The 26,328-nt window shown below is 63.5% G+C and carries 15 protein-coding genes and 2 pseudogenes; 3 read left to right on the plus strand and 14 right to left on the minus strand.

Features of this window, described 5'->3' with window-relative positions; genetic code table 11:
- A partial coding sequence (locus PV773_RS05780) for a hypothetical protein (protein ID WP_347965436.1) occupies positions 1–248 on the plus strand: 248 nt, incomplete at its 5' end.
- 60 nt (positions 249–308) lie between these two features.
- Here PV773_RS05780 and PV773_RS05785 read toward each other — a convergent pair.
- The 9 genes and pseudogenes from PV773_RS05785 to PV773_RS05825 all read right to left on the minus strand — a co-directional run.
- A complete protein-coding gene (locus tag PV773_RS05785; protein WP_347965437.1) occupies positions 309–4,208 on the minus strand; it encodes a hydantoinase B/oxoprolinase family protein in 3,900 nt (1,299 codons plus the stop codon).
- A gap of 163 nt (positions 4,209–4,371) precedes the next feature.
- Positions 4,372–5,088 carry a MarR family transcriptional regulator gene (locus PV773_RS05790; protein WP_347965438.1) on the minus strand — a complete coding sequence of 239 codons (717 nt, stop codon included), beginning with the start codon at positions 5,086–5,088 and terminating at the stop codon, positions 4,372–4,374.
- A 243-nt stretch (positions 5,089–5,331) separates the two neighbouring features.
- The gene (locus tag PV773_RS05795; protein WP_347965439.1) at positions 5,332–5,970 is read right to left on the minus strand and encodes a class I SAM-dependent methyltransferase; all 639 of its coding nucleotides are present in this window, start codon (positions 5,968–5,970) and stop codon (positions 5,332–5,334) included.
- Positions 5,971–6,168: 198 nt separating this feature from the next.
- Entirely contained in the window at positions 6,169–6,858 is a 690-nt protein-coding gene (locus PV773_RS05800; RefSeq protein WP_347965440.1) for a DUF1326 domain-containing protein, read from the minus strand.
- Positions 6,859–6,947: 89 nt separating this feature from the next.
- Positions 6,948–8,306 (minus strand): aminotransferase class I/II-fold pyridoxal phosphate-dependent enzyme, encoded by a 1,359-nt coding sequence (locus PV773_RS05805; RefSeq protein WP_347965441.1) that lies wholly within the window; start codon positions 8,304–8,306, stop codon positions 6,948–6,950.
- Positions 8,307–8,474: 168 nt separating this feature from the next.
- A complete protein-coding gene (locus PV773_RS05810; RefSeq protein WP_347965442.1) occupies positions 8,475–9,257 on the minus strand; it encodes an FAD-dependent monooxygenase in 783 nt (260 codons plus the stop codon).
- A 22-nt stretch (positions 9,258–9,279) separates the two neighbouring features.
- Positions 9,280–9,720: a tryptophan 7-halogenase gene (locus PV773_RS05815; RefSeq protein ID WP_347965443.1), complete on the minus strand. Its 441-nt coding sequence runs from the start codon at positions 9,718–9,720 to the stop codon at positions 9,280–9,282.
- Between the two features lie 67 nt (positions 9,721–9,787).
- Entirely contained in the window at positions 9,788–10,363 is a 576-nt protein-coding gene (locus PV773_RS05820; protein ID WP_347965444.1) for a LysR substrate-binding domain-containing protein, read from the minus strand.
- A 190-nt stretch (positions 10,364–10,553) separates the two neighbouring features.
- A pseudogene (locus tag PV773_RS05825) lies at positions 10,554–10,682 on the minus strand (LysR family transcriptional regulator); the annotation flags it as partial.
- Between the two features lie 118 nt (positions 10,683–10,800).
- On the opposite strand from PV773_RS05825, the pseudogene PV773_RS05830 reads away from it, so the two are divergent.
- Both PV773_RS05830 and PV773_RS05835 read left to right on the plus strand, forming a co-directional pair.
- A pseudogene (locus PV773_RS05830) lies at positions 10,801–11,340 on the plus strand (bile acid:sodium symporter); the annotation flags it as partial.
- Positions 11,341–11,620: 280 nt separating this feature from the next.
- Complete coding sequence (locus PV773_RS05835; protein WP_347965445.1) at positions 11,621–12,979, plus strand: tyrosine-type recombinase/integrase; 1,359 nt, start codon at positions 11,621–11,623, stop codon at positions 12,977–12,979.
- A gap of 19 nt (positions 12,980–12,998) precedes the next feature.
- Here PV773_RS05835 and PV773_RS05840 read toward each other — a convergent pair whose 3' ends face one another.
- The 5 genes from PV773_RS05840 to PV773_RS05860 all read right to left on the minus strand — a co-directional run bounded on the left by PV773_RS05840 (position 12,999) and on the right by PV773_RS05860 (position 26,304).
- Positions 12,999–14,555, minus strand: a complete 1,557-nt coding sequence (locus tag PV773_RS05840) for a hypothetical protein (RefSeq protein ID WP_347965446.1) — start codon at positions 14,553–14,555, stop codon at positions 12,999–13,001.
- Positions 14,552–15,931 carry a toll/interleukin-1 receptor domain-containing protein gene (locus PV773_RS05845; protein ID WP_347965447.1) on the minus strand — a complete coding sequence of 460 codons (1,380 nt, stop codon included), beginning with the start codon at positions 15,929–15,931 and terminating at the stop codon, positions 14,552–14,554. Before PV773_RS05845 ends, PV773_RS05840 begins: the two co-directional genes overlap by 4 nt.
- Before the next feature lie 112 nt (positions 15,932–16,043).
- On the minus strand, positions 16,044–19,340 hold the full coding sequence (locus tag PV773_RS05850) for a DUF499 domain-containing protein (protein WP_347965448.1): 3,297 nt from the start codon (positions 19,338–19,340) through the stop codon (positions 16,044–16,046).
- A 12-nt stretch (positions 19,341–19,352) separates the two neighbouring features.
- On the minus strand, positions 19,353–22,085 hold the full coding sequence (locus PV773_RS05855; RefSeq protein ID WP_347965449.1) for a DUF1156 domain-containing protein: 2,733 nt from the start codon (positions 22,083–22,085) through the stop codon (positions 19,353–19,355).
- Positions 22,069–26,304 (minus strand): ATPase, encoded by a 4,236-nt coding sequence (locus PV773_RS05860; protein WP_347965450.1) that lies wholly within the window; start codon positions 26,302–26,304, stop codon positions 22,069–22,071. The genes PV773_RS05855 and PV773_RS05860 overlap by 17 nt, the downstream gene beginning before the upstream one ends.
- Between the last annotated feature and the right edge of the window lie 24 nt (positions 26,305–26,328).

A 26,328-nucleotide genomic window follows, 5' to 3' on the forward strand; every position in this document is an offset into this window, starting at 1 on the left:
CAACGACCTTTTTCCGACTTTTGCGAATTTTTTGCGACAAAAACACAGACCCCTTCAAAACCCTGCGTAAGGGCCGCCAAGAAAGCGCAGACACTCCCGTCCGAGCGAAAGACAACCCGCAATCTGGACGGGAAATCAAAGACTTGATTCAGCCCAGGGCGGGAAACCGGCAAACGAATGCCGAATCCCGGGGCCGAAAAAAGTTCGGCCGGGCGCAAAAAATCTGCACCCGGCCGCCAGAAAAATGATTCAGGCCGATTCACGAGGGCAAATCCCCTGGTGCATCGCCCGATGAACCATTCGAGGGTTCACTCGGCACCGAATCCACCCGGCGTCGGCGTGATCACCACCACCGTTTCGCCCGCCTCGAGCACCGTCTGGTCGCAGGCCTTGAGCACGTCGACCGAACCGTCGTTGCGGCGGACCTTGGTCGCGCCCTTCTCGCCGGCGCCACCGCCATCCAGCCCGAGCGGCGGACGCAAGCGGTGCGAGGAGAGGATCGAGCACTCCATTCTCTCCAGAAAGCGGATCGTCCGCTTGGTGCCGTCGCCACCCGGCCAGCGGCCCTTGCCGCCCGAAGCCTCGCGGATGCGGAAATCCTCGAGCAGGACGGGAAAGCGCAGCTCGAGGATCTCGGGGTCGGTGAGGCGCGAGTTGGTCATGTGGGTGTGGACGCCGGGCGTTCCAGCAAAGCCGCGCCCGTCATTCATGCGGCCGGCGGGCGACCCCGAGCAGATCGTCTCATAATATTGATAAGTGGCGTTGCCGAAGGTCAGGTTGTTCATCGTGCCTTGGGCATTGGCGAGCGCACCCATGGCGCCAAAGATCGCATTGGTGACGTGCTGCGAGGTCTCGACATTGCCGGCGACGACGGCGGCCGGATATTTTGGGCGCAGCATGGAGCCGTCAGGGATGATGATGTCGATCGGCCGGAGGCAGCCGGCATTCATCGGGATCTGGTCCTCGACCATGACGCGGAAGGCATAAAGCACGGCCGCGCGGGCCACCGGCTCCGGCGCATTGAAGTTGTTCTTCATGACAGGCGAGGTGCCGGTGAAGTCGACCGTCGCCTTGCGCTCGGCGCGGTCGACCGAGATCCTGACCTTGATCGTCTGGCCGGTGTCGGTCGGGTACTCATATTCGGACTGGTCGGGGAGCCGGTCAAGCACGCGGCGCACGCTTTCGGCGGCATTGTCCTGGACGTGGCCCATATAGGCTTCCACCACGTCGAGGCCGAAATGGGCGACCATCTTCCTGAGTTCCGCCACGCCCTTCTCGTTGGCGGCGATCTGGGCCTTGAGGTCGGCAATGTTCTGGCCCGGGTTGCGCGCTGGGTAGGGATGGTCGGTGAGCAGCCGATGCAGTTCCGCCTCGCGGAAGCTGCCGCGCTCGATCAGACGGAAATTGTCGAACAGCACGCCCTCCTCGTCGACCGTCGTCGCCAAGGGCGTCATCGAGCCCGGGGCCGTGCCGCCGACATCAGCGTGATGGCCCCGTGCCGCGAGCCAGAAGAGGATTTTCCGCGACTGGCCGATCTCCCCCCTTGTGGGGGAGATGCCCGGCAGGGCAGAGGGGGGCAACATGGAGAGCTGACCTGCGGGATTGGCCGACTGAGAGGATTGCGGGACAGCGCCCCCCTCTGTGGCCTGCGGCGACATCTCCCCCACAAGGGGGAAGATCTGGGCCTCTTCCTCCTCGAACACCGGCGTGACGACGGTGATGTCGGGCAGATGCGTGCCGCCATTATATGGAGCGTTGAGGGCGAAGACGTCGCCGGGGAAAATGTCGCCCTCGTTGAGGCGGATGATGGTCTCGACCGAACGGTCCATCGAGCCGAGATGCACCGGCATGTGCGGTGCATTGGCGACAAGCGCGCCCGAGCGGTCGAAGACGGCGCAGGAGAAGTCGAGCCGCTCCTTGATGTTGACCGAATAGGCGGTGTTCTGCAGCGTCACGCCCATCTGCTCGGCAATCGACATGAACAGGTTGTTGAACACCTCGAGCATGACGGGGTCGGCGGCGGTGCCGATGGCGGCGCGGCGCTCCTTCTTCTCGATACGCCGCATCAGCACGTGGTCGCGGGCGGTGATCTCGGCCAGCCAGCCGGGCTCGACGACGATCGTCTGGTGGCTCTCTATGACAAGGGCCGGCCCCGCCACCTTGTGGCCAGGCTTCATGGCGGCGCGGCGGAGGACGCCGGCATCACGCCAGACGCCCTCGGTGAAGATCTTGCTCACCTCGGAGGCCTTGGCCGGCCTATCCTCCAGCGCGGCCTCGCGTTCGGAGAGGCCGCGGGCGCTGCCGTCGCGGCCTTCCAGCGCCACGGCCTCGACCACCGTCGGCTTGTCTTTATATATGAAGCCGAACTGCGCCTTGTGGGCGGCCTCGAAGGCGGCCTTGGCCTGGGCGATCGAGCCATGCTCGAAGCCGACGGGCAAGGCGGTATCGGTGCCATCGTAGCGGATATGCAGGATCGGCCGCACGACGACGTCCTTCTCCGCGATTGCCTGTCCCGCGAGCTCGGCCAGCACCTCGGCGCGCAGGTCGCCGATCAAGGCTTCGATCCGGCCACGCGACTCGTCGGCCAGCGGCTGGAGCAGCGCCTGCTGGCGCGACGCGAAGACCGAGGACAGGCCGATGCCATAGGCCGACAGCAGGCCGGAGAAGGGATGGATCAGCACCGCCTCCATGCCGAGCGCGTCGGCCACCAGGCAGGCATGCTGGCCGCCGGCCCCGCCGAAGCAGTTGAGCAGATATTCGGTGACGCCGTAGCCGCGCTGGACCGAAATCTTCTTGATGGCGTTGGCCATGTTCTCGACGGCGATGGTGACGAAGCCCTCGGCGACGGCTTCCGGCGAACGGCCGTCGCCGATCTCGTTTGCCATGGCAGCGAACTTCTCGCGCACCACCGCTGCATCGAGCGGCTGGTCCTGGCCGGGACCAAAAATCGCCGGGAAGAAGTCGGGCTGCAGCTTGCCGAGCATGACGTTGGCGTCGGTGACGGCGAGCGGGCCGCCGCGGCGGTAGCAGGCGGGGCCTGGATTGGCGCCGGCGGAATCAGGACCGGCGCGGAACCGCCCGGCCTCGAAGTGCAGCACCGACCCGCCGCCGGCGGCGACCGTGTGGATGCGCATCATCGGCGCGCGCACGCGCACGCCTGCGACCTCGGTATCGAAGCTGCGCTCGTAGTCGCCGTCATAATGCGCGACGTCGGTGGAGGTGCCGCCCATGTCGAAGCCGATGACCCTGTCGAAGCCCGCGAGCTTCGCCGTCTCGACCATGCCGACGACGCCGCCGGCCGGGCCGGACAACAGCGCGTCCTTGCCCTGGAACAGGTCGGCGGCGGTGAGGCCGCCCGAGGACATCATGAACATCAGGCGGGGTTTTTCACCCTCCCCCTTGTGGGGAGGGTCGGTGCGCAGCACCGGGGTGGGGATAGACCCCGTCGCACCATCGTCACCCCCACCGCGTCCGGCTTCGCCGTCCGACCCTCCCCACAAGGGGGAGGGTGAGGCGCCCAACTCACCCGCCACCTGCTGCACATACCGCGACAGGATCGGCGACAGATAGGCATCGACCACGGTCGTGTCGCCACGCCCGACCAGCTTGATCAGCGGCGAGACCTCGTGGCTGACCGAGACCTGGGAGAAGCCGCACTTGCGGCAGACGGCGGCGACGGCGCGTTCGTGCTCGGGGAATTTCCAGGCATGCATGAAGACGATGGCAACCGCGTCGATGCCGTCGGCCCTGGCCTGCATCAGGATCGGCTTGATCTCCGCGATGTCCAGCAGCCGCTCGACGCATCCGTCGACCCGCACCCGCTCGTCGACCTCGACCACGCGCTCGTAGAGCTGCTCGGGCAGGATGATTTCCTTGGCGAAGATGTCGGGCCGCGCCTGGTAGGCGATGCGCAGGGCATCGCGGAAACCCTTGGTAATGAGAAGAAGGACGCGGTCGCCCTTGCGCTCGAGCAGCGCATTGGTGGCGACCGTCGTGCCCATCCTGATGTCGCCGATGCTGCCGGGCGGGATGGCCGCGCCGGGCGCGAGGCCGAGCAGGTCGCGGATGCCCTGGATCGCGGCGTCGCGATAGGCCTCAGGGTTTTCGGACAGAAGCTTGCGCGGGTGGAGGCCGCCCTCAGGGTCGCGGCCGATGACGTCAGTGAACGTGCCGCCACGGTCGATCCAGAAATCCCACTTGCCCGACATGACGCTCTCCCGAACCTGCGGCCACGACTTCTTCGTCTGCCGCATTGGGCAGGAAGCGGGAGCGCAGCCGATCCGTCAAGGGCGGCGGACTGTCATGGCTTGCGTCGCGCATGCTGACCATGCACGCGCGGCGACGGTCGACCTGCTCATGCCGCAATCGGCCTCAATCGCCGAACTTGGCGGTGGCAAGGGCCGCGCGGCCATACTTGTTGTTGGCTTCGAGCAGCTTGATCAGCGTGGCAAGGAACAGCTCGCGCTCGCGCTCGCCGAGCGTGTCGAGCAGCCGCTCCTGGGCGCGGCTCATCGCCGGGTGCATGGCTGCCACCAGCTTCTCGCCCTCGGTCGTGAGGCGCGCCAGCACCATGCGCTTGTCCTCGGTGCTGCGGGTGCGCTCGACCAGGCCGCGCTGGGCCAGCCGCGACAGCACGTCGGCGACATTGGTGCGGTCGTTGCCGAGCGCCTGGGCGAGCGAGATCTGGTCGGAATCGGGATTGCCCGAGAGGATGGTGAGCAGCCCGTATTGCACCGGCGTGATACCGAAACCCTCGCATTCCTCGAAGAACAGGGCGTAGTGGACCTGATGCAGCCTGCGGATGAGATAGCCCGGCCGCTTCCACGCCGCGACACCGAGGATCCGCAGCGCTTCTTCCTCATCGCCGAGTGGTCGGACATCGTCGAGCACGCCAAGATCCGCAAGGTGCTGGCCGAGGAGATCAAGCCCGCCTTCGTCGGCCTGATCGAGGGCCGCCAGTTCGTGCCCAAATATGTCGAGGTCGTCTCCTCGACGCCCGATGAGATCCTCAACGCAGGCCCCCTGACCCCTTGCGTTGCGCACGCTCCATGCCTTCTTCAGGCAGTCGACCTCGTACCGGCTGCGCATCGCGCTCGCGCTCAAGTCCTTCGAAGCGACGCTTGCCGTCGCCGGCCGACACGGGCGCTATTGCCTCGGCGACAGCATCACCATTGCCGACATCTGCCTGGTGCCACAGGTGGCCAACCCCGACGCTTCGACTGCGATCTTTCCGCATTCCCGCTGTCAGTGGAGATCGCTGGTACTGCCGCAACCCTGCCCGCCTTTGCTGCAGCCCATCCAAGCCTGCAGGCGGACGCGCTTTAGCAGCTGCTAGCGCTTGATCGCCACGATGTAAGGCCGGTTGTCGTTGCCCCTGGTCGAATGGATTTCGGTGGCAAGGATGTCGAAGCCGGCTGAGGAAATGAGGCGGCCCAGCTCTGCGGTGCTGAACGCGCCGACATGGGGCGCCAGCCCGGTGGCGCGCATCGCAGGCAGCAGGACAAGGCGGATCAGCGGGTTCATGTCGCCGAGGCAGGGGGTCTTGGAGATGAACAGGCCGTCGGCGGCAAGCAGCGCGTGGATGCGCCGCAAGGTGCCGGGCAGGTCGCGCACCAGGTGGAGATAGTTGAAGCCGAGAACCGCATCGAACTGCCCGATTTCGAGCTCGGTCGAATCGGCGGTTGCGGTGCGGAACGCGAGCCCCGACACGGGGTCCGCCCGGTGCTTTTCCTCGGCAATCGCGATCATGCCCTCCGAAAAGTCTGTGGCGAGATAGCTCTTCACCTCGCCAGCCAGGCGCAGCGCCGTCGTGCCGGTGCCGCATCCCAGCTCCAGCACCCTGTCGGTGGCGTCGAACAGTGCGAGCGTCCGGTCGAGCGTCCTTGCGTATCCGTCCCGGTCGGCAATCGCCGACCTGGCGTATTTGCGCGAGGTCCGGTCCCAGAAGCGCGCATCGCTGGTTATGCTCATGTGGCATGCTCTCTTCATGAGGCCGCGAAAGCCGACGCTCTCAGGGATCAGCTCAAGAATTACGGTTTCGCCGACACCCGACTACAGTCACAGTCTTGCAGCAACATTGCGTCGTGGAAAAACGCCGCGAAAGTGCGGCGACGGCATGAACCGCTACGCAGGCTCGAACGTGATCAGGCGCTACAGCCCGACTGCGCCTCATTCACGCGAACGCGACCCCATTTGCTCAAGCCATGCGGTGAGCCTCGATCTTTGTCGAACCAGGCCGTTCTGATCGAAGTGGTGAACGCAAAAATGCGCCCATGAATCTGCGAAGGCCATCTCCATATCACCTGTAATCGAAGTCGTGCCCAGCCCGATCTCCGCGTAGGTGAACTCGAAGCTGCCGCTGGGGCGCGCCAGGGCAATGTGGAATGGCTGACCATTGAACTCGTTGGTCATCGGCCTGCCGGTGCTCCGCATGACGCCGGGTATCTCTACCCTGGCTGTCCTGCGCTCCAGGTCCGCTTCAAGTTCGATCGGCAGGAACAGTGTCGCGAAGGATTGCGAGCAAGTGGACGCGAACACGGAGAACAGATTGCTCAATGGTTCGCCTGCCTCGCCTGAGATGATCGTTTCAAGAGCGATCCGTTGAGCTTCATCCGCGCGCTCGTCGACAACAATCTGGCGCCGGCCGTTTCCGTCCTTGATTTCGCCAGGCCACTTGTACAGAGCCGCCCAGTTCAGGCCTGCGATCGGGGTATTGTCGAAGTGACCCTCAACGATGTTGCCGACGAAGGCAGACTGGCAAAAACCGTGGGTCGTCGGCAAATTGAACTGGCAACCACAATTCATGGCGCAATTGCAGTTGTCGTAAGTCTCGCTCTTGAACAGCCACTGAACAGCCATCGCCCGATCCTCCCATCACATTCGCTGCTTCGAACGGCCGCTTCCCGCGATGACCATGATGTCGCCATCGTTGAAGACACCGTCTGCGTCTACGCCGGCAATCCCGTCTCGAAGCAGTAATAGAGCGTGCGAAATCCCGAACGCAGGGCCAGGGCGTCGTTCTTCACATTCTCCGGGCTTTCGCGCTGCACGATGATGCGGACGATGAGATCTGCGATCTCGTCCATCTCGGCCTCCTTCATGCCGTAGCGCGTCATCTCGGTCGTGCCCATGCGCAAACCGCCTGGAAAATCCCAATCCCTGGGGGTGTCGCTCGGGATCAGGTTCTTGTTGACGATGATGTTGGCCCGCTCGAGTGTCTGGGCGCATTCCAGTCCGCGGCCAAAATCGCGCACGTCGGCGATTGCCTGGTGCGTGGTCGTAAAGCCTTTGTGGCGGCCCAGCATCGGCAGGCCGCGCGCGTCGAGCCCGCGGGCAAGCGCCTGGGCGTTGTTGACGACCTGCGCCATGAACATCTCGCCAAAGGCGATCGCCTCGGCGGTCGCGAGCGCGAGTGCCGCGACGCGATTGACCTGATGCGTGGCGGCCCAGATCGGGAAGACGGCCGTCGTCACTTTTTCCGTAATCATCGGGTCGTCCCAGACGATGATGCCCGATTGCGGACCGGCAAAGGTCTTGCCGGCCGAACCCGTCATGATGTCAGCCCCCTCCTTGAGCGGGTCCTGGAACTGCCGGCCGCCGATCAGGCCGAGCTGATGAGCGGCGTCGAAGAACAGGCGCCCGCCCCATTCGCCGATCACGGCCTTCATCTCCGCCAGTGGCTGCGGGAACAACGTCATCGACAGACCGAGCGCCACCAACGGCGGACGCGCCGCGAGCGCAATCTTGCGAAACGTATCGACATCGACGACCAGTTCATCCGGGTCGATGGGAATGTCGACGATCTTGCGGCCCATGACGCCGGCCGGTCCGTCGAGGCGATTGGACGAATGTCCGCCGACCGGCTGCGCCGCGCTCATGACGACGTCGCCGGGCTGCGACAGCGCCGTGTAGACGACGGCATTGCCGATCATGCTCGCGCACATGCGGTGATCGGCGTAGTTGCAGCGGAAATGGCGCTTCAGCAGCTCGACGCAGAGGGCCTCGAGTTCGTCGATGTGACGCGTGCCCGCGAACCAGCGGTTGACCTTGCCGATATGCCCTTCGGCCGCCCGCGTGCCGATCTCGGCACCCAGCAGGGCGCGCACGCCCTGGCTGGTCGGAGCTTCCGGCGCCAAGAGGTTGATGCAGTCCTGGCCACGCCATTGCGCGTTGCGGGCGACGGCGGCCTTTACCGCCTCACCCATGTCGCGCGCGTCGGCGCAGGCATCCAGTATGGCGCTGGCGGCGGCAAGCGCGTCGCGGTCATGCACTTCGACCCGGTTGTGGGCAAGGCGTGTGTCGGTCATGGCGGACGCTCCTTTGGATCGTCCCGTAGCCATCGCCTGCAAGTGTCTCTACGCGGACGGAATCGGATTGCCGAAGGCAACCGGAAACCTCGCAATTATAAATCCGCAACGCCTGCGGGTCGACACGTCCCAAGGGTGCTGCTGCCTACCCCCCAGATACGCCGCCCCTCACGCCCGCCGGCGCTCGGCTACCGTCGCCTTGTCATAGCCGGCGACCTTCTTGTAGCTGTTCGACATCGCCGCCAGTTCGTCCTGGCTGATGACGTCCTCAAGCCGGGTGAAAGGCCGGTCGCCGGTGCGCTCATAGACCTCCTTGAGGATGACGTCGGGCGGCGCGGCGCGGTTGGTGCGCACCACGTTGGCCGTCGCCTCCAGCCGCTTGTCCTCGTAGGCCTTGAGAATACCTGCGACGTCGCCGCCCGACGCAAGGCAGTCGGCCAGCGCACGCGCATCGAGGATCGCCTGGCCGGCGCCGTTGGAGCCGCGCGGATACATCGGATGCGCCGCATCGCCGAGCAGCGTGATGCGGCCAAGGCTCCGGCGGGAAAGCGGGTCCTTGTCGACCATCGGATATTCGAGGATCGCATCGGCGCCGCGGATCAGGCCCGGCACGTCGAGGAAATCGAAGCTCCAGTCGGCGAAGGCGCCGATGAAATCGCCGATCCGGCCGCGGCGGTTCCAATCCTGCTGGAGGTAGTCGGGCGTCTCGATCTCGGCCACCCAGTTGATGAGTTGGCGGCCCTCGGCGTCGAGCTGGTTGCGGATCGGGTAAATGACCATCTTGCCATGGGTCAGCCAGCCGGCGCGGACATAGGACGCGCCGGTGAGATAAGGTTTCCACCAAGTTGTGCCGCGCCACATGTTGACGCCCGAATAGATCGGCGGTCCGTCGTCGGGCACGAGCTTGCGGCGCACGACCGAATGGATGCCATCGCAGCCGACGACGGCCACGCCCTGCTGAGCCGGACGGTCCTCACCGGTGCGGCTGTCGGCGAACGGGCAGTGGCTTCGCTGTCGCTCTGCTCGACGGCCACGCATTTCCAGCCGGTGACGACGCAGTCCGGGCCGGCGCGCTCGACCAACGCGCGGTAGAGGATCTGCTGCAGGTCGCCCCTGTGGATCTGGAACTGCGGATGGTCGTAGCCGGCGAGGTGCCCACCGGCTCCTTGTAGACGAGCTGGCCGAACCGGTTGAAGAAGCAGGATTCGCGCGCCGTGACCGCCACGTCCGCGAGCGCGTCCTGCAGTCCAAGCGCGTTCAGCTCGCGGCTGGCATGCGGCAGGATGGAGATGCCGACGCCGATCGGCCTGATCTCCCGCGCGCTTTCATAGAGGCGAAAAGGAATGCCCACCTTCTCCAGCATCAAGGCCAGTGTCAGCCCGCCTATGCCCGCTCCGACGATGATGACGTCCATGCAGTTCTCCACTCGATAACCGCAATATACTGATTATTTCCTTGCGACCATGGCCCGGTAATCCGCGCTACACGGCTTCCCGGAACGGCAGTTCGAATTCCTGGCGGGCGTTGCGGTCGAGGATCTCCTTGGCGAGCGCGGCGGCAACGCCGGTGGGTTCGCTGGCGACGCTGGTCAGGATGAACTCCACCTCCTCGAGTTGCGGCAGTTGCGGGGTGGTGGGCAGCACGACGAGGCCGGCCGACACCATGCTGCGCGGCTGCACCATCACGCCAAGGCCGGCACGCGCCGCCGCCTGCAGCCCGCTCAGGCTGCCGCTCGTGCAGACGATACGCCAGGGGATGCCCTTGCGGTCGAGCGCCTCCATGGCCGCGACGCGGGTGATGCCCGGGCGCGAAAACAGGATGAGCGGCAGCGGTTTGCCCGGCTCCACCACCGACGCGTCGCGCGCCGCCCAGACGAGCCGCTCGGTGCGGACGGCGATGCCGCTGCGGGCCTCGCGCTGCTGATTGAGCCCGACGCGGCGCTTGGCGATGACGAGGTCGAGTGCCCCGTCGTCGAGGAGATCGAACAGCGTGCCCGAGAGTGCGACCGTGAGCTCGAGCTCGACCGAGGGGGCGCTCGGTGAACTTGTGCAGGACATCCGCAAGCCGCGTGGTGACGAAGTCCTCGGAGGCGCCGAATCGGATGCGGCCGCTCAGCCTGGCTCCCTGCAGATAGCTTCGCGCCCGCTCGTTGGCGTCGAGGATCGAGCGGGCAAAGCCCAGCATGGCCTCGCCATCCGGAGTCAGCATCACCGAATGCGTGTCGCGAACCAGGAGCCGGCGGCCGGTGCTCACCTCCAGCCGCCTGATGTGCTGGCTAACCGTCGACTGGCCGATGCGCAGATGCACCGCAGCACCCGTGAAGCTGCGGGCGGTGGCAACCGCTACGAAGGTCCGCAGCAGAATCGGATCGAACATGATCCCTCCGCGTGTTCACGAAACGAAATGAGCATCATTCCCGTATGCGCCATTCCCAATAGGCATGGCATTTGGCATACTGTATACCATTTTCCATCCATGCCAAGGGATCCCGCGCTTGTTCTCCCGTTTTCGCCCCGACATCTTCATCCTGCTGATGATCGCCTCAGTCGTGCTGGCCTCGCTGCTGCCGGCCCAGGGCAGCTTCGCGAGCGTCTTCGGCACCGCCACCAACCTCGCCATCGCGCTGCTCTTCTTCCTGCACGGGGCTCGCCTGTCGCGCGCCACCGTCATTGCCGGCATGACCCATTGGCGATTGCACCTCCTGGTCTTCTCCTCGACCTTCGTGCTGTTCCCGATCCTCGGGCTGGCGCTCGGGCTGCTGGTGCCGAGCGTGCTGCCGGCGGCGCTCTATGCCGGGGTGCTGTTCCTGTGCGTGCTGCCGTCGACGGTTCAGTCGTCCATCGCCTTTACCGCCCTTGCCGGCGGCAACGTGCCGGCTGCCGTCTGCTCGGCTTCCGCCTCGAACATCATCGGCATGTTCCTGACGCCGCTACTAGTCGGCCTGCTGTTGACCAAGACGGGGAACGGAGCCGTGTCGCTGTCGGCGATCGAGGGCATCCTGCTGCAGCTGCTCGCCCCCTTCCTGGCGGGCCAGGCCGAAGGCTTTGGCGCCGGGAACGCAGGGGGCGGCGGAGTGATGAGAAGCTGGCGCACCCGACAGGATTCGAACCTGTGACCTCTGCCTTCGGAGCAATTTAGCCTGCTCATCCTAAATGCACGCTAGGGCACGCTATGATACTACAAGCATCTGAAATCGCTGGACTATCCTGGCTTTCTTACCGAAATCCATATCCGCAAGTTCGCTCCGATATTCATCCGGCTGCTTCCGTGGCGCTTCCGCGGAAGCAGCCCCTCCATAACGGGGGGATGGCCTGATGGCAAAGCTGACGAAACGAGTGGTCGACGCCGCAGATGTCCGGGAAAAGGACTACTTCATCTGGGACGATGAACTTCCCGGCTTCGGCCTTCGCGTGTTCGCTTCCGGCAAGCGCAGCTACCTCATCCAGTATCGCGCCGCCGGCAGGACGCGACGCTTCACCATCGGCCTCCACGGCATATGGACGGCCGAGACAGCCCGGCAGGAGGCGAAGGTTCAACTCGGCCGCGTCGCGCGTGGTGACAACCCCTCCGAGGAACGCCAGCTCGACCATAAGGCCATCACAGTAAAGGAGCTTTGCGCCCTCTATGTCGCCGACCTGAATGCCGGCTTGATCCTCGGCAAGGGCGGTCGCCCCAAGAAGCCGACGACCATCGTCACCGACTCTGGCCGCATCGAGCGGCACATCGTACCGCTCATCGGCGCACGGCGGGTCAAGGACCTCGCCAAGGCCGACATCAACAAGGTCCTGAAGGAAATCATGGCCGGCAAGACGCGGGTCTCCGTCAAGACGAAGAAGCTGCGCGGCAAAGCAATCGTCCGCGGTGGTGCGGGTACGGCGACCCGGACTGTCGGACTGCTAGGCGGCATCCTTTCCTATGCCGTCGAAGCCGGCATCATCGACCGCAATCCGGCACACGGCATCAAGAAGCCGAAGGACAACGTTCGCACCCGGCGTCTCACGGAAGATGAATATCATACCTTGGGCGGAATACTTCGCGAGGCCGCCGAGAACGAGAAATACGTGATGACGGTGGATATCATCCGCCAGATCGCGATGACCGGCTGCCGCCGGACCGAAATGATCCGGCTTATGCGGACTGAGGTGGATGCCGAAGGCAGCTGCCTGCGCCTAGTTGATAGCAAGGAGGGCGCCTCTATTCGCCCCATCGGCCTTCCCGTGGTCGAATATCTCGAGAAGTGGTGCCAGAAGTTGACCGGCACCTATGTTTTCCCTGGTCAGGGCGAGGATAACGCGTTCGGTAGTTTCCCGAACCATTGGGAGCAGATTCTCAAGGACACCCCGCTTGCCGACGTCACCCCGCACGTCCTGCGCCACAGCTTCGCCAGCATCGCGAACGACCTCGGCTTCACCGAGGTCACGATCGCGGCGCTGGTCGGCCACTCAAAGGGATCGGTGACGAGCAAATACATCCATACGCTCGACACTGCACTCATCATGGCGGCAGACACGATCTCGGGCTACATCCAGGGTCTTCTCGACGGCAAGGCGTTCAAGCAGACTGCCTACGCCCTTGATCGAGATTCCCGAAGGGCGGCGCTTGCGCGCTTCCTCGACAAAGCCGCCGGCGAGCATGAGGTGGACGGCGGGGATGAGCGGCGACTTGCAGCGTAGCTGCGCGCCACCGTCATCTCTAGATGTAGAACTTGAAGGGTTGCCGCTCTGCCCCTGCGGCGCTTCCCATCGTCAGCACTTCGCCGACCTTGTCCGCGAAACGAATTGTGACTGGAAGTCCATCGCTAAAATTGCAGGCGTTGTAGTTGATTTTCGTGAGGCCCAGAATGTCGGCCAGCACGACTTCGATGGCCGGATATTCACCGCTTGCGCGCAACACGGTGATGAACAGCGGGTTCGGCGTTTCCGGACCGATATACGTGTCGATGCGGGGCGCATATCCCGTTGTCCACAGAAAGGCATCTTTGTCAGCGAGCCTGATCGCCGTGCCGCGAAGGCATGGATAATCGCCATCCCGGAAGAGCTTCGTTTCGCCATGAGTCGATCGGATCCGCACGCCCACGACATTAGTGCCTTCGGGAGCAGCCTTGCTGAACGCCTCCCACTCAGCGTCGTTGAACTTTGTCCGGCCATGAATGAACAACTCACTAGGATAATTCCCGAAGCGCTGCCTGTACGTGTCCAGGACAGTCTTGATCAGCTTCTCAGCGGCTGAATCGCTGAGGTGGAACTCCTTGTCCTCTGTCTGCCACGGTCCGTTTGCCCCGCGAAAGACCACGCCATCCCCCTCGCTCAGGAACATCTGCGCCGCACAGCAGGCGTGATTGTCAGGATGGTTGGGAAGCACTTTGAAGACTAAACCCACGTAACAGACGCCCGGCCGCATCCCTGCGATCTTCCATGGGGGTTCAGCTTGCGTCTTGTAGAACAGGCCCGTTGCCAGGTTCCAGGCGATGGTGGCGGAATCCTGGGTGCCGCGCTTCGGATACCCTGCCTTGTTCAGGAACTCGTTGGGAGCAAGGGTCGTCTCGCGGACGAGTTGGGATGTCATTCCCAGCTTCAGCAGCTTCGCCTTAAGCTGACGGTGGAAGTCAGGGATGTCATCGAACACCGCCTCAAGCGTGTCATCAATGACGCCCGCCAGCAACGGAAGGTCGGCGCGTCCCTTCTGGCGCTTGGAAAGTTCCCCTTTGACGAGCTCGAGCTTACGGCGCTGACCAGCGACCGGCCGGCAGGTCTCGAACACAGGTTCCGGCACGACAAAGACCCAGACATCGACAGTCCGCTCCTCGTTTTTCGCGTGGCGTTCGATTGGGTCGATGAACAGCTTGGTTGTTGCAGCCACTGCCTCGTGATGGTTCTCGATCGCTATCGCGGTCCGGATTTCCGCGGGATCAAGCTCATATGCGATCAGGCCGCCCGGGTCGGCACGGATCCCGAAAGCCTCTTCGAGGCCGGGAAAATCGGACAGATGCAGCCGGAATTCCTTGTCGCGCTTGCCGCGAGGCGGGATAGCAACCGGATTGTTGATCGCTTCGAGCCAGCGACGCAGGAAGGCCAGGCCATGCTTGGTGCCGATTGCACCGATTGTGATCTGCGCGCGATCAGGCGTCGACGCCGGCCCATAGAGCGTCAGGCCGTCCTTCGGATGATCGGAAGTCTGCCCATGTGCGAATCCAAGCGATGGTTCCGGCACATAGAGGACGGGGATGGATTTTTCGGAGAATTCGGTCAAACGTCCTCATCCTCATAGTGGGTGCCGAGGGTGGTCTCATCAGGCTCTTCGGCATCCTCGCCGAGACGGTTGGTCTGCCGCGCCGTGACGGGAGCTGTGAACTGAATGGGCATCGCGTCGAGCGTGATGGTGCCGCCGGAGCCAACGGCAAGGGCGACATAGGGGCTGTCGCCGGCGAGCAGCTCCATGAAGGCCATAACACGCCCGTGCCACGCCTTGTTGCGCCAACCGGAGCAGACCGAACGCCGCAAGCGAAACTGAGCCTTCGTGTCCGCGATGATGATCGGCTTGTTGCGCTCACCTATGTCGGAGAACAACACACGGCCTTTCAGGCGCATGTGGGGATAGGGAAAAAGGCTCGGTATGACGCTGACGCCATATTCCCAGATCTTCTTGCGAGCGATGCCACGCAGCATCGAATTCCGTCGCTCGCCCTGGCGACCCCAGGAGATGCGCTGCTTGAGGCGTAGCTTGTCCTCGCCGACATGGAAGGACAGGCCGCTCGAGAAAGTACGGGCAAGGAACCCTTCCCGGGCACAATGCTTCTCCCACGCCTGGCGCAGAAGGTTCATCGTGATGGACTTGGCGTCCCGGCTTTCGATCCGCGCATCAGTGGAGCCGTTCTCCATGAACTCGATAACGTCGAAGTCTCGCTCGGTGCGAAACGGCCCGACCTGCTCGAAATGCTCTGTTAGGTCGAGCGGGCTGGCGAAGGTCAGGAAGCCATCACCAAATTCGGCCATCGGGAACTGGAAGGTAGCGCCCAGCTTGCGCAGGACCGCGTCATCGGCCCGGTTACGCGGAACCAGGTGATTCAGCCTGTCCGGCATCCCCACGATCCGAAGCCAGTTGGATGTCAGAACATCGGGAGCCGCCTCGATCTCCACGGCGTGCCGGCGGAGATAGGCGTACCACTCAGGCTGGATGACCCCACCGCCAGCCTTCGGCACCTGCTGTCTTTCAAGCGACTTGAGCAGGCTCACCAGCCCCTTGGCCCAGCCGCTCTCGAAATCGACATACTGGAGGCCACCGATGCCGAAGAGCTTCTTGAAGGTGCGTATCTTGAGGGGGATGATGAAATTGGGATCCTGGAGCTGCTTCGTCAGGTCTTCCGCAATGGCGATCTCCTCGCGAACGCCCCTTCTGGCGAGCGTCTCGTCGCTACAACACAGCAGCATCTTGATCGCCCGCGTCTGAAGCGCCGCGGTGAGCTTTCCACGCCATTCGTCTCCGGCGTCGAGATCAAAGATGTCGGCAAAAACCTTGTAACCCGCGGCCTCGAGGCGTGGAGCGAGCCACAGCACGAATTGGTCGTCGCCGGGCGTCGCCTTGGAGATGAAGATCAGGTCCCGTTCGGTCGGCCCGGCCACACTCATATTCCAGGTTCCGGTCCAGACAAGCGCCTAACCCGAGCGCTTTCCCTCGCGCTCAGGCCAAGCGAGCTTGGCCGACATCTCCAAGCCGACGAGCGATGGAAGTGCATCGACATCATTCGACCGACTTCTCAATGAACCCGAGCGTGTTGGCGTTTTCGACCAACGTCCGGACCTTGGCGCGCTCAAGACCGCCGGGCACCTCCGCTTCGATTTCGAGCCTGAGCTTCACCTGGCTGCCTGGCAGCGTCGTGAGCTGCTCGATGATCGCCTCGACGATCTGATGAATGTCCCTTGCCGGGCGTTCCGGCGAGATCATGACAGCCCCTGAAAAGCGGGTCGGCTTCTTCTCTGGCGGCGGCGAGCCCGGCGTTCCTCCAGTGGGCTCGCCTCCAGTCTCCGGCGGCTTTTCGCCAGGCGTTTCCGGGCCGCCGGTCGGTCCCGGCTGCGCCGGAGCCGGCCGGTGCGCTTCGGCCACATCCGGCTTCACGATGACGCTGTCGCTATCGATGACGACCACGGCATTGCCGGCTCGCTCGATCGCGAGACCCAGATAGGTGTCCGTCTTCTCATCCCACCGCTCGGCGTAAGCGAAGGGGCCGGGCAGCATGCCGCCGACGGCCGCCTGAACGGCCTTGATCAGGACGTCCTGGTTCTTCAGGCGCGGCAGATAGATGTAGCGGTTGAGGTATTCCCGCAGGTCCTTCAGCGACAGGTGCGACTTGCCATTCCAGATATATTTCTGGAGGTCGCGTTCGAGGCGGGCGGGTCCAAGCTCGGTGAGCAAGCCTTCCTCGCCGACGAGCTTCTTGCTCGCACGCGCAAGCAGCCCGTCCTGCGCCGGAACCTTGCCCGAGACCCACTCCACATCGGCCTGGGCGCTCTCCTGCGCCGGATAGTGCAGGTAGCACCACGTCTCCTTGAGGCGCGTCTTCATTGTCTCGGTCGCCTCGGCCAGCTTGGCCTCGGCGAGCTTCTGATCGCTGGGCCGAAGCTCCAGACGCTCCTTGTCGCGGACGATCTCGCCCCAAGCCAGGGACGCGCGCATGGCGTCCTTCAGATTGTCGAGCTGGCGCGAATCCGCAGCGATGAAGACCAGCATGTTGCGATAGACGCGCGGCGTGGTGCCGCGCTGCATCAAGATATCCTTCGCCCCGGTTAGGGCTTCCGAGGTGTCGCGCCCGTTGTGCGGATGCGTGATCCCCAGCACCACGGCCCTCACACCCCCTGCTTCATCGGGCACCTCGGCTGACGAAGCAGGCGCCACCTGCACGGCGTCGAAATGCCCGCGATCCGCCAGGCCATTCACGTATTTGCCGAGTTCCGCGTCGATCCTCACATCGACCAATGCCGCCTCGATCTGCGCTGCCTTATCCGCCGCGATGCGGTTGAGGCTGGCCGACATGGAGTACCAGTAGCGGCCGAGATCGGCGTGCATGAACTTGGCCTGGTTCGTCAGCCGCCGGAGCGCGTCGCCGAAGATCGCTGGGCGCTCTCCGGGCTGTACGACGCCGAGGTTGATCTGCTTGTCGTCGAGGCCGGTGTTCTGCTGCTGGTGGGTCGGGGCTGTGCCCATGAAGATCGCTCGGGCGACGCGCCTGGTCGCCGAGTAGCGGTTCAGGTTCGGCGCTGACTGGTCGATCTTGTAAGGCGTGGACGTCGTGCCATCGACGTCGCCAGCGATGATCGACTGCCAGCTTACGTCGAGATAGTGCAGCAGTTCCGGCTCGACACGCGGCGAACTGACGGCGACGCTGCCGGGCATGATCATCACGGAGGGATCGCCGCTCATCCAGAGTTCGTGAATCGCCTGCGCCATCAAGCGCAGCACGCCGCGCGTGCGCTGGAATTTTTCGAGGGACCCCCAGCTTGTATAAAGTTGGTCGAACAACTCGGGATGGATCGGATAGGCCTTCTCCAGCTTGCGCCGATAGTCCTCATCCGCGCAGCCCTGCGGGAAGTCGTTGGCGTTCTCGCGGTAGAGCTTGGCGAACTGCTTCAGCGTGTTGTCGCGGTGATGGAACTTGTCGCCGGGGATTTCCTTGAAGAGCCGTCGCCGGACGATCTCATAGCTCTCCTCCTGGCTCGCTGGTCGCCATGAGGATTCGACTCGGCTGAAGGTCTGCTTCAGGCGGGCCAGCGCCTCCTGGCCGCCCTCGCCGCCGACCTCGATCTGAGACGCGGGCAAAGAGGCAACCAGAAGCGTTCGCGGGCTGGCCTTGACGGCTTCGGTGAGCGACTGGACGAAGGAGAGGTTCGCGTCGAACGAACCGGACGGCAGCCCATCGACCCGGTAGATCTGCCGCAGATAGGCGACCCATTCGTCGATCAGGATCAGGCTCGGCGCGTACTTCTTGAAGATCGCTTCCAGCAGGCTCGAGCCGGGCGCGATGCCGGTGGCATCGTTCTCGGCGATCATGTCGAAGGCCTCGGCGCCGCCGAGCTGCCAGGCCAGCTCGCCCCAGGTCGTGCGAATCTTCCGGCCGCCGTCGGCGTTGAGGACATCCTGCGGCCCGCGTGACGTGCCGACGAGCACGGCGCGGTTGATGCTCTGCGGCACGCTGAGCCCCTGCTTCTCGAGCAACTGGTCCAGCCCGGAGAGGTCCCGGACCGGCGTCGGTCCGGCCATATGGTAGAGGGCGAGCATCGAGTGGGTCTTGCCGCCGCCGAAGTTGGTTTGCAGTTCGACCACCGGATCGCCGCCACTGCCAGAGAGCCGCTTGGCGGCGCCAACCAGCACTGCGCTCAGGCCCTCCGTCAGATAGGTGCGGCTGAAGAACTGCTTCGGATCGCGATATTCGGCGGGCGCGCTGCCCGAATGCACCTTGGCGAGATCGGCCGCGAACTCGGCCTGCTGAAACTCGCCGGTGGCGACATCCTGGTGCGGCTCGACCACGTCGCGCCAGGGAAGCAGACCTGCAACAGTCTCGACCGAGATTTCCAGCCGCTGGGTCTTCCGGCGCTCCTCGTTGCGCTGAAGCTCGGTGAACTTTGTGCGCAGGATCGTGTCGCGCGTCTTGGCGAGTTGCTCGGCAATTTCGCCCGCGCTGATCGCCTCCATCAGACGGCGCATTGAATCGAGCGCGCGCTCTGCGTCGTCGTAAGTGAAATTCTCGTTGTGCGAGAGCTTGTTGCGCACATCGAGCAATTCGGACACATAGGACCGCTCGGGATGGCCGAGAACGGTTGCGAAAGCCTCCTTCCAGAACGCCATCATGGTTTTCAGCAGACCCTGCTGATCCCAACCCACCTCACCGGCGGAGTTTGGCCGCAATCCCTGGACGCGCTGGATCACCTCCAATTGCCAGTGCCCTTTGAGCGAGCTTTCCAGCCTCTTCTCGACGAACGGGATGAGCGCCGCCGGGAGCAACTCCATCCCTTCAAAAACATACTGGCGCGTACTTTTGGCCACGTTCCGTCCCCCTTAGATGTCCAGCCGGATCTGCCGATCGCCGCTCGTGTCGTGGATCGTCGCCGCCTGCCGCGTCAGCTCCGTCCAGTCGGCGATCAGTGCGTTGTAGGAGGTAGCCTCTTTCGCATCCTTCCGCTTGTTGGCGCTGATGTCGTAGAGGACATAGGCGAGATCCTTCACGGCCTCGGCCTTGTCGCCGCCAATCTTCTTCAGCAGCAACGCGGTGTCGTGCGAGAGACCATCCAGCTCGTACTGACGCACCAGATACTGACAGCATTCCCAAATCGTGGGGTGCCTGTCATTTGCTGGATCCCAACCTTCTTCGAGGTCCTCCCGCTTGTAGATGCGGACCCTTCCAGCAGACGACTCCGCTATGCCGGCATGCTTGACGTCATCCACGGAAATGCCGCGTGCGCGAGCAAGGTTGTCGGCGTCGCCGAAAACCCCCTTCTCATATCCATGCTGGGTGAACCAGCTCACCGCAAAGCGAGTCTCGGGATCAAAGTCACCCTCCTGCGAGGATAGATACTGATCCAACTCCTCGTTGATGATCTGCAATGCCGTCTTCACCGACATCGGCTTGTCATCACGTTCGATCACCGAACCGTATCGACTGAAAATCGCGATCCCAGGGCCGATTGACGCCTGTGGAATGTCCACCGGAGCGATGTTCGCGCGGTGCATCTCCTTCAAGGCTCCGGGCAGCTCTCGCCGCAACGCCCGGATAAATTCAATCCGGGAGATAGATTCAGCGTCTAGCGCACGCGGGCGGCACGCCATCACAACAGACGTTGCTAGAGCGTTCTTATTTTTCTTCAGGTTCCCGACAAGCTCAGTCCTTACCGGCCATGTAGCGCCGATTGAATAGCCCGCATCGACAATGGATTGTAGGAAGGTTGCCCAGCCTTTCGACGAGTAACCGTGTTCGTCCACCTCTCCTTGCCGGAACGCATAGTAGATAGTGGCAGGTACGTCGGCCCGGCCTTCCGTAGCCATGTGGCGCATGACGGTGGTCATCCCATCAAGGAAGAAACGGTCTGCCTCGTCCTTGCCACCATGACGTTTATAGTCGGCGACCAGCTCCTCCTGCTTGGGGACCAGCATCGTCGAGAACAGGTCGGGGTACGTGCTTGCCAAGCCCTTCTTAATCCAGACGTAGAAGAAGTCCGACAGGTCCGCGTAAGGGACATTGTCGTAATAGGGAGGGTCGGTCGAGACGACAAAGCCCGAAAAATCCACGTTCTGGGCATCTAATTGCCTTACGCCGCCGCCCCCCTTTGAGCATGGAAGAGCGGCAACGCTCTTGGCTAGATACTCTACCTGTCCAAAGAAATTACCGGATGAAGACGAGAACGGATTTCCTTCAACTGTATCCCAACGCATAGGCAGGGCTTGCATCGCAAAAACCTGCTGCACCTTCTCCCCTGACGTATCCCAGAAGGCACTCGTGGATTGTCTGTTCGCAAGACGACTCACACTTAGGACAAGATACGAGGAGATAGCTGTCCGATATGCGTCGTCGGTGACGCCGCCCACCACCTCCGGAATGAGATTCAGAAAGGTGTTCAGGGCGATAGTCTGCCGATCCATGAAAAGGTCGGAGATATTTGTGGGACCATAGTTGGTCACACTCATATACTGAGGGTGCTGCGACAGCGGGTATTCCGGTCTCCAATCGGGCTTTTCGCTAAAAGCCAAAACCTCGTGCTCTTTGGTTGGGGCGACGTATCGACGTCCCCTTTTCCCCTCCACGACGATAGCGAGAAGGCGCCAGCCCATCCTGCCCGCCATGCCCTCAGCCTTCACGTAGTCGGCGGTGATGGCATCACCGGTCAGAATGCACCTGAAGTTCGCACCTCGCCCTGCCTTGGTCCCCGCCGCCACGGCATCTTCCTCGTCGGGCTTCCCGTTATGCACTTCGAACGAGATGTCCGTTCCACTGACGACTGGCTTCACCCACACTGATTTCTTGGGCTTGTTGCAAAGCCAGTAGTTGGAAATCAGGGGAACATGAGCGCCGCGTACTGCCGGGTTCGGACTGGCGACAGTCCTGGCCCAGAGCCAGGCAAGAACGGTAGCCTCCCCTCCGCCATCTTTCTTTGGAAGCCCGACCGACGGATAAAGATGCCCAATCTTCTTCCAAGCTCGGTTGCTCAGCTCTTTCGCATACCAGAGGATATCTTCGGCAAGCCCCTCTGCACCTCGATAGTGCAGGCGCTCAGGTTTGCCGGGATGAATGGGCTTGCGATCATGGAATGGCGACGGCAACTCAATCATCGCCTTGCCAATCATCACCGCGACGGGATTGAGATCCGATCCCTTCGAGGGAAGACCAAGACGAACCGCTTCGAGCGGTATGGAGCCTCCTCCAGAAAACGGATCGTAAATGGGCGGGACGCCGTCAGGAAAGTTATTGCGTATCTCGGCGCGTGCGCGTTCCAGAACTTCGTCGTTCGTCGAGTTCTCCCACTTCACCAGATCTTCAATGATCCGAAAAAGGCGTTGACGTTCAGCCTCTACCGCTTCCTCGGTGGGAAACTGCTCTGGATGGCTCGACGGATCATCCACCAACTGGGCGAAAAGCACCGCGCGGCATGCAGCCAGCGGACGCCGTGCCCACCACAGATGTAGTGCGGAGGGATGCCCGTGCTTGATAGCCTTCTCCCGTGCTGATGCCTCATTGATCGCTTCGAGAGGGATTGCGACCTCGATGAGTTTCTTCTTGGGGTTATTGGTCGAGGTCATAAACCAGCCTGTACGTTGCGGGGTGAATGGTCATTTCGCCGCCTTCGCGCAGCACGCGAAGGCGGGCGCCCGTCATCTCGACGGGTTCACCCTCGGGGTTGACGAGAATGAAGGCGTAGACGTCCGGCTTCTGGTCGAGCAGGCCCCAGACGTCAGCCTCGATCTGGAGCGGCTCGCGCTCCAGGCAGTGTTCCTTCGGATGGTAGTGGCGCAGAACTTCACCGCCGGCCGAGCGGCGCTCCCAGGGAAACCTCGTCCCATTGGCGCGGCCGATCCAGCTTCCGTCCGAATGGAAGAAGCGATCCTCTCCATCGGCCTTATAGCCCTGGGCCAGAGCGAAGCGCGCCATGACGCTGGGACGTTGAGGCTTTGGCGCTGGGCGCGGCTTGGTCGTGACCTCGGTGTCGATCAACGCGTGACCTGGTTCCCCCGGTTGCGGCTCGGGCTCGGGCGACGCGGTGGGCACGTCGTCCTCCGATAGCTGGAGATCGTCATCCTGGGCCGGCGCAGCTTCCTCGTGAGCGTCCTCGGAAGACTCATTGGCCACATCGTCGTCGGCCGGCTTGGCTATCGGCTGCAGCTCGACAACTGGCGCAACCGCTTGTCGCTGCGGGCCAAGCGTGAAGTTCTCTTCGAGGTATTCCTTGATGTCCTCGGGCGACCGCTCGAACGCATAGGCCAGCGCCGCACGAATATCTGCGCTCAGGCTCCTGCCGATCTCCTCGGGCACGCGCTTCGCGAGCTTGGCCTTCGACAACGGGCTGACGAACAGCTTGTGATCGAGCCACAGGATGTCCGTGAGCCGAGCCGTGCCCGCGGGCACACCGTCGAGATAGGGAATGACCTCCAGCTTCGGCGCCTGAACCCAACTCGTTTCCGCGATCGCTTCCGCCAGCGCCCGCACGCGCTCGGTCTCGGCGGGATCGGCAAGCTCGATCCGCCCAAGCTGGGTTCCGAACGCCGTCAGCCAGGCGCGCCGGTCTTCCAAATCCGCGAGCAACGACGGCTGGTTGAACCGCTCTTCGACGAGGCTCGACAGAGCCGGAAGCGCCGAGAAGGGCGCGCTCTGGACCATCTCGGCCGAGAGTTGACGGAAGTCCGCCGTCTTGCGTTTCACCCAATCGTGGAGATGCCCGTAGGTGAACAGGCTCTGCATGCTCAGCACATGGGCGAGCGTGTCGGCCGGCACCCACTCACCCAGCAGATTCACCCAATGCCCGCACTCGTCCCAGATGCGGGTCGGGTATCGGGACAGCAGGGAACGAACGCGGCGGGCGTCGTCGGGCGACAGCGCCTTCTCCGAGGCCAGTGTGCCGAGCCATTGCAGCGCCAGGTCCGCCGACGGCCGATCGGCGACTCCGATGCGCCGCCACAGGCTGAGATCGACCACGGATACCCGGATTGTCGCGGCGCCGGGAACGTCCTGTTCATCGCCGGCGATGAACACGCCGCCCGACGTCACCCACGTGCCGTCATTTGCGAGAATGAGCTTCTCGGTCTTAAACGCGTCCCTGATGTTCTGCGTGTCTGTGGTCGAGCTCCCGTCGAGCATCTGGTCGAGGCGGCGATACCATTTCTCGACCTCATGGGCGGGGGCCTTGTCCGATTTCGCCAGGGCACGCAGCCGGTCGAGCAGACGTCCGGGCCCGCTCGGCGTGCTGCGGACGCCCAGAAGGTCCAGCAGAGGTCGCGTCGTTTCCCGGTCGAGCAGCCCATGCACGAAGGGCTCGACATCGATCAGCGCTTCCGTCTCCGGGGTGCGTCGCAAGAGATCGCCAGGTTTGTGCAGGAAGCCGCGCACATCGCGAAGGCACGCTAGTTCCCTGAGCCGCGACGCCCACGCCGGAAGCAGGCCGCGACGCAACACTGTTCGCCGATGGCCATTGGAAGCTTCCTCGGCAACTGTCGCGGATGCCTTCTGTGACCAGAAGTCGCTCTTTTCCGCGATCAGCTTCTCGGCAACGGCGGCCCATATCCCGTCGTCAGTCTTTGCCGCGCGTTGCCAATGGGCCCAAAGCTCAGCCGGGAAATCCCAGTCGTGAATGTAGAACCAGGGATCCTTGTAGCGATATTCGATCCGCCCCGAGAACGATCGTTTCTTCAATTCGACATTCAGCGCCGATTCGCGTCCCGAGAATGTCCGCACCTCGACGAGGGGCGGGAATGTCCGCAGTCCTGATTTGCCCGATGATATCCATTGGAGCCACTCGTCGCGCGTGCAGGACCTAAAGTTTGCGACGTAGTCGGGATGCAGAAGCTGCGTTTGTCGGAGCGCCTGCGGCAGCAACTCCTCCAATGCGCCATTCTCATCGAACAGCACGGCCTTCTCGATGGAGCGGAGCTTCAGGTCGGCACAGGCATACCGGAAGGATTCGCCGATGGTGACACCGAGCTTCGCCGCGATCTGGGCGAGCTGGACGCATTCGACCAGCTTCGGCTGGCCGGATTTGAAATAATCGGCCGCGACGCGTTCGATGACTGCATTGACGTCGCTGGTACCGTCGAGTCCGATCTCTTCGAGCACGGCGAAGGCCGCCCCGACCGCGTCGCCGCGCCGGGCGTCCTTGTCGCCCTTGTCGCGGCGCTGATCAGCGAGGAAGCGCGTCCAGTTCTGATTGAGCACGATCAGATGGTCGGCCAGGAATTCCCAGTCGTCGTCGGACTGGAGCAGCTTCTTCTCGCCGAGCCGCACGACCTCCGACGCCGAGTAGAGCACCTCCTTGCCCTGGACGGGGACGATGCGCAGGCGATTGGTGTCGTGACATTCCCAGCCCGTCACCTCAGGGGCGATGTAGGCCCACAAGTTCAATAGGTGCCGCCAAGTCGACGGCCGGGGAAGGTGCTTGCCGCGCAGCTGCTGAAGCAGATCGGACTTCGAGAATTCCTCGACCAAGTTCCAGTGAACGAGCTTGGTTCGATCCATTGCCGACACATGCTGGCAAAGCGCCTGTCGCGACTGTTCGTCGAGCAGGGCCATGGCCTGGTCGGCTGGCCATATGTCGAATATCGGCAACGGGACGGCAATCGCCCCCTTCGTGGCGGCGAGCCCGCCTTCCTCGGTGAGGAGGACCGGCCGATCCCCGATTGCTTCATCGAACGCCAGCTCGACGATGGCGGCGCAAGACCCTTCGAGCGTGCTCGCCTCGCGGTCGACATCGGGGAGGAGTCCATAGGCGTCCGCCCGATCGCGCGGGCTGGACTTGGTCTGTTCGAGCCATTCCGCCATCGCATCGGCGGCGAGTGCGCCGGCGCGCTTCAGCAGCCAGCGGTTCGTGGGCGAGGTCTCCGGATCCTTGATCTTGAGGCGCGCGGGATCCTGGATGAAAGGGGCGTTGCAAGCGAAGGGGAGCGGGGTCTCGACGCCGGTCGGCAGGACGACATAGAGCCGCCCTTTCGCTCCCAGGACGATCTCAACCCGGCAGGGCGGAAAGTCGCCGCCGTCCTCGGCGCCGATCATGCGCTCCTTGCGGATCTCATCGAGCGCATCGTCGGGAAAAGCCTCCTCGGCGGAGCGGACCAGCAGGAACGGGTCGTCCGCCTTCTCGTCCAGGGCCATCCATTCGCTCTCGGCGACGGGGCCGGGGCCGAGACTCTGCCAATGCACCGCCTTGTCGCCGATCTGAAGCCGTCGGATGGTCTTGAAGAACAGCAGAGACACAGGGCTCTTCAGCCATTCGTCGAGGTTCTTCTCGACCTCACGGCGCAACAGCGAGTTGGCGATCGCCACCTCGACGCGCGTGCTGCCCGCCGTCGGTTGATCGCGTTCGATCCAGTGCGGCTCGGTGAACCGGGTGCGCTCGAAGGCCACGGCAAGTGTGGGCGTGAAGAGCTCGACCCGATCGCCCAGGCTGAACGTGCTCTTGAAGCCGATCCCCCGGAAGCCGATCGTATGGAGGGCGCGCTTGTTCGAATAGCCGAAGCGGCAGATCGACGCGAAATGGGCCTCGATGAAGTCCTCACCGTTGTGCTCGAACACGAAGCGATCGTCCTCGATCGAGACGCGCGCTTCGCTGGCGCCGGCATCATCGGCGTTCTGGAGCAGTTCGGACAGGATGTGACGCGGGCTCTGCACCTGCTTGAAGAGCTGGTGCCACGGACCGGCAAGCTCCGGGTCCGCCTCGAGTTGATCCCAGCGTTTCGACGCGCGCTCTCTGATCCGGTCGAAATAGTCCGGAGGAGCGCCGATCGCGGTCGCGAGCATCTGGCGTTCCGCGCTCATCGCGAGGCCCCCGCGTTCGGGAGC

This window comes from Mesorhizobium sp. CC13, from assembly GCF_039907765.1.
Taxonomy (GTDB): Bacteria; Pseudomonadota; Alphaproteobacteria; order Rhizobiales; family Rhizobiaceae; genus Aminobacter.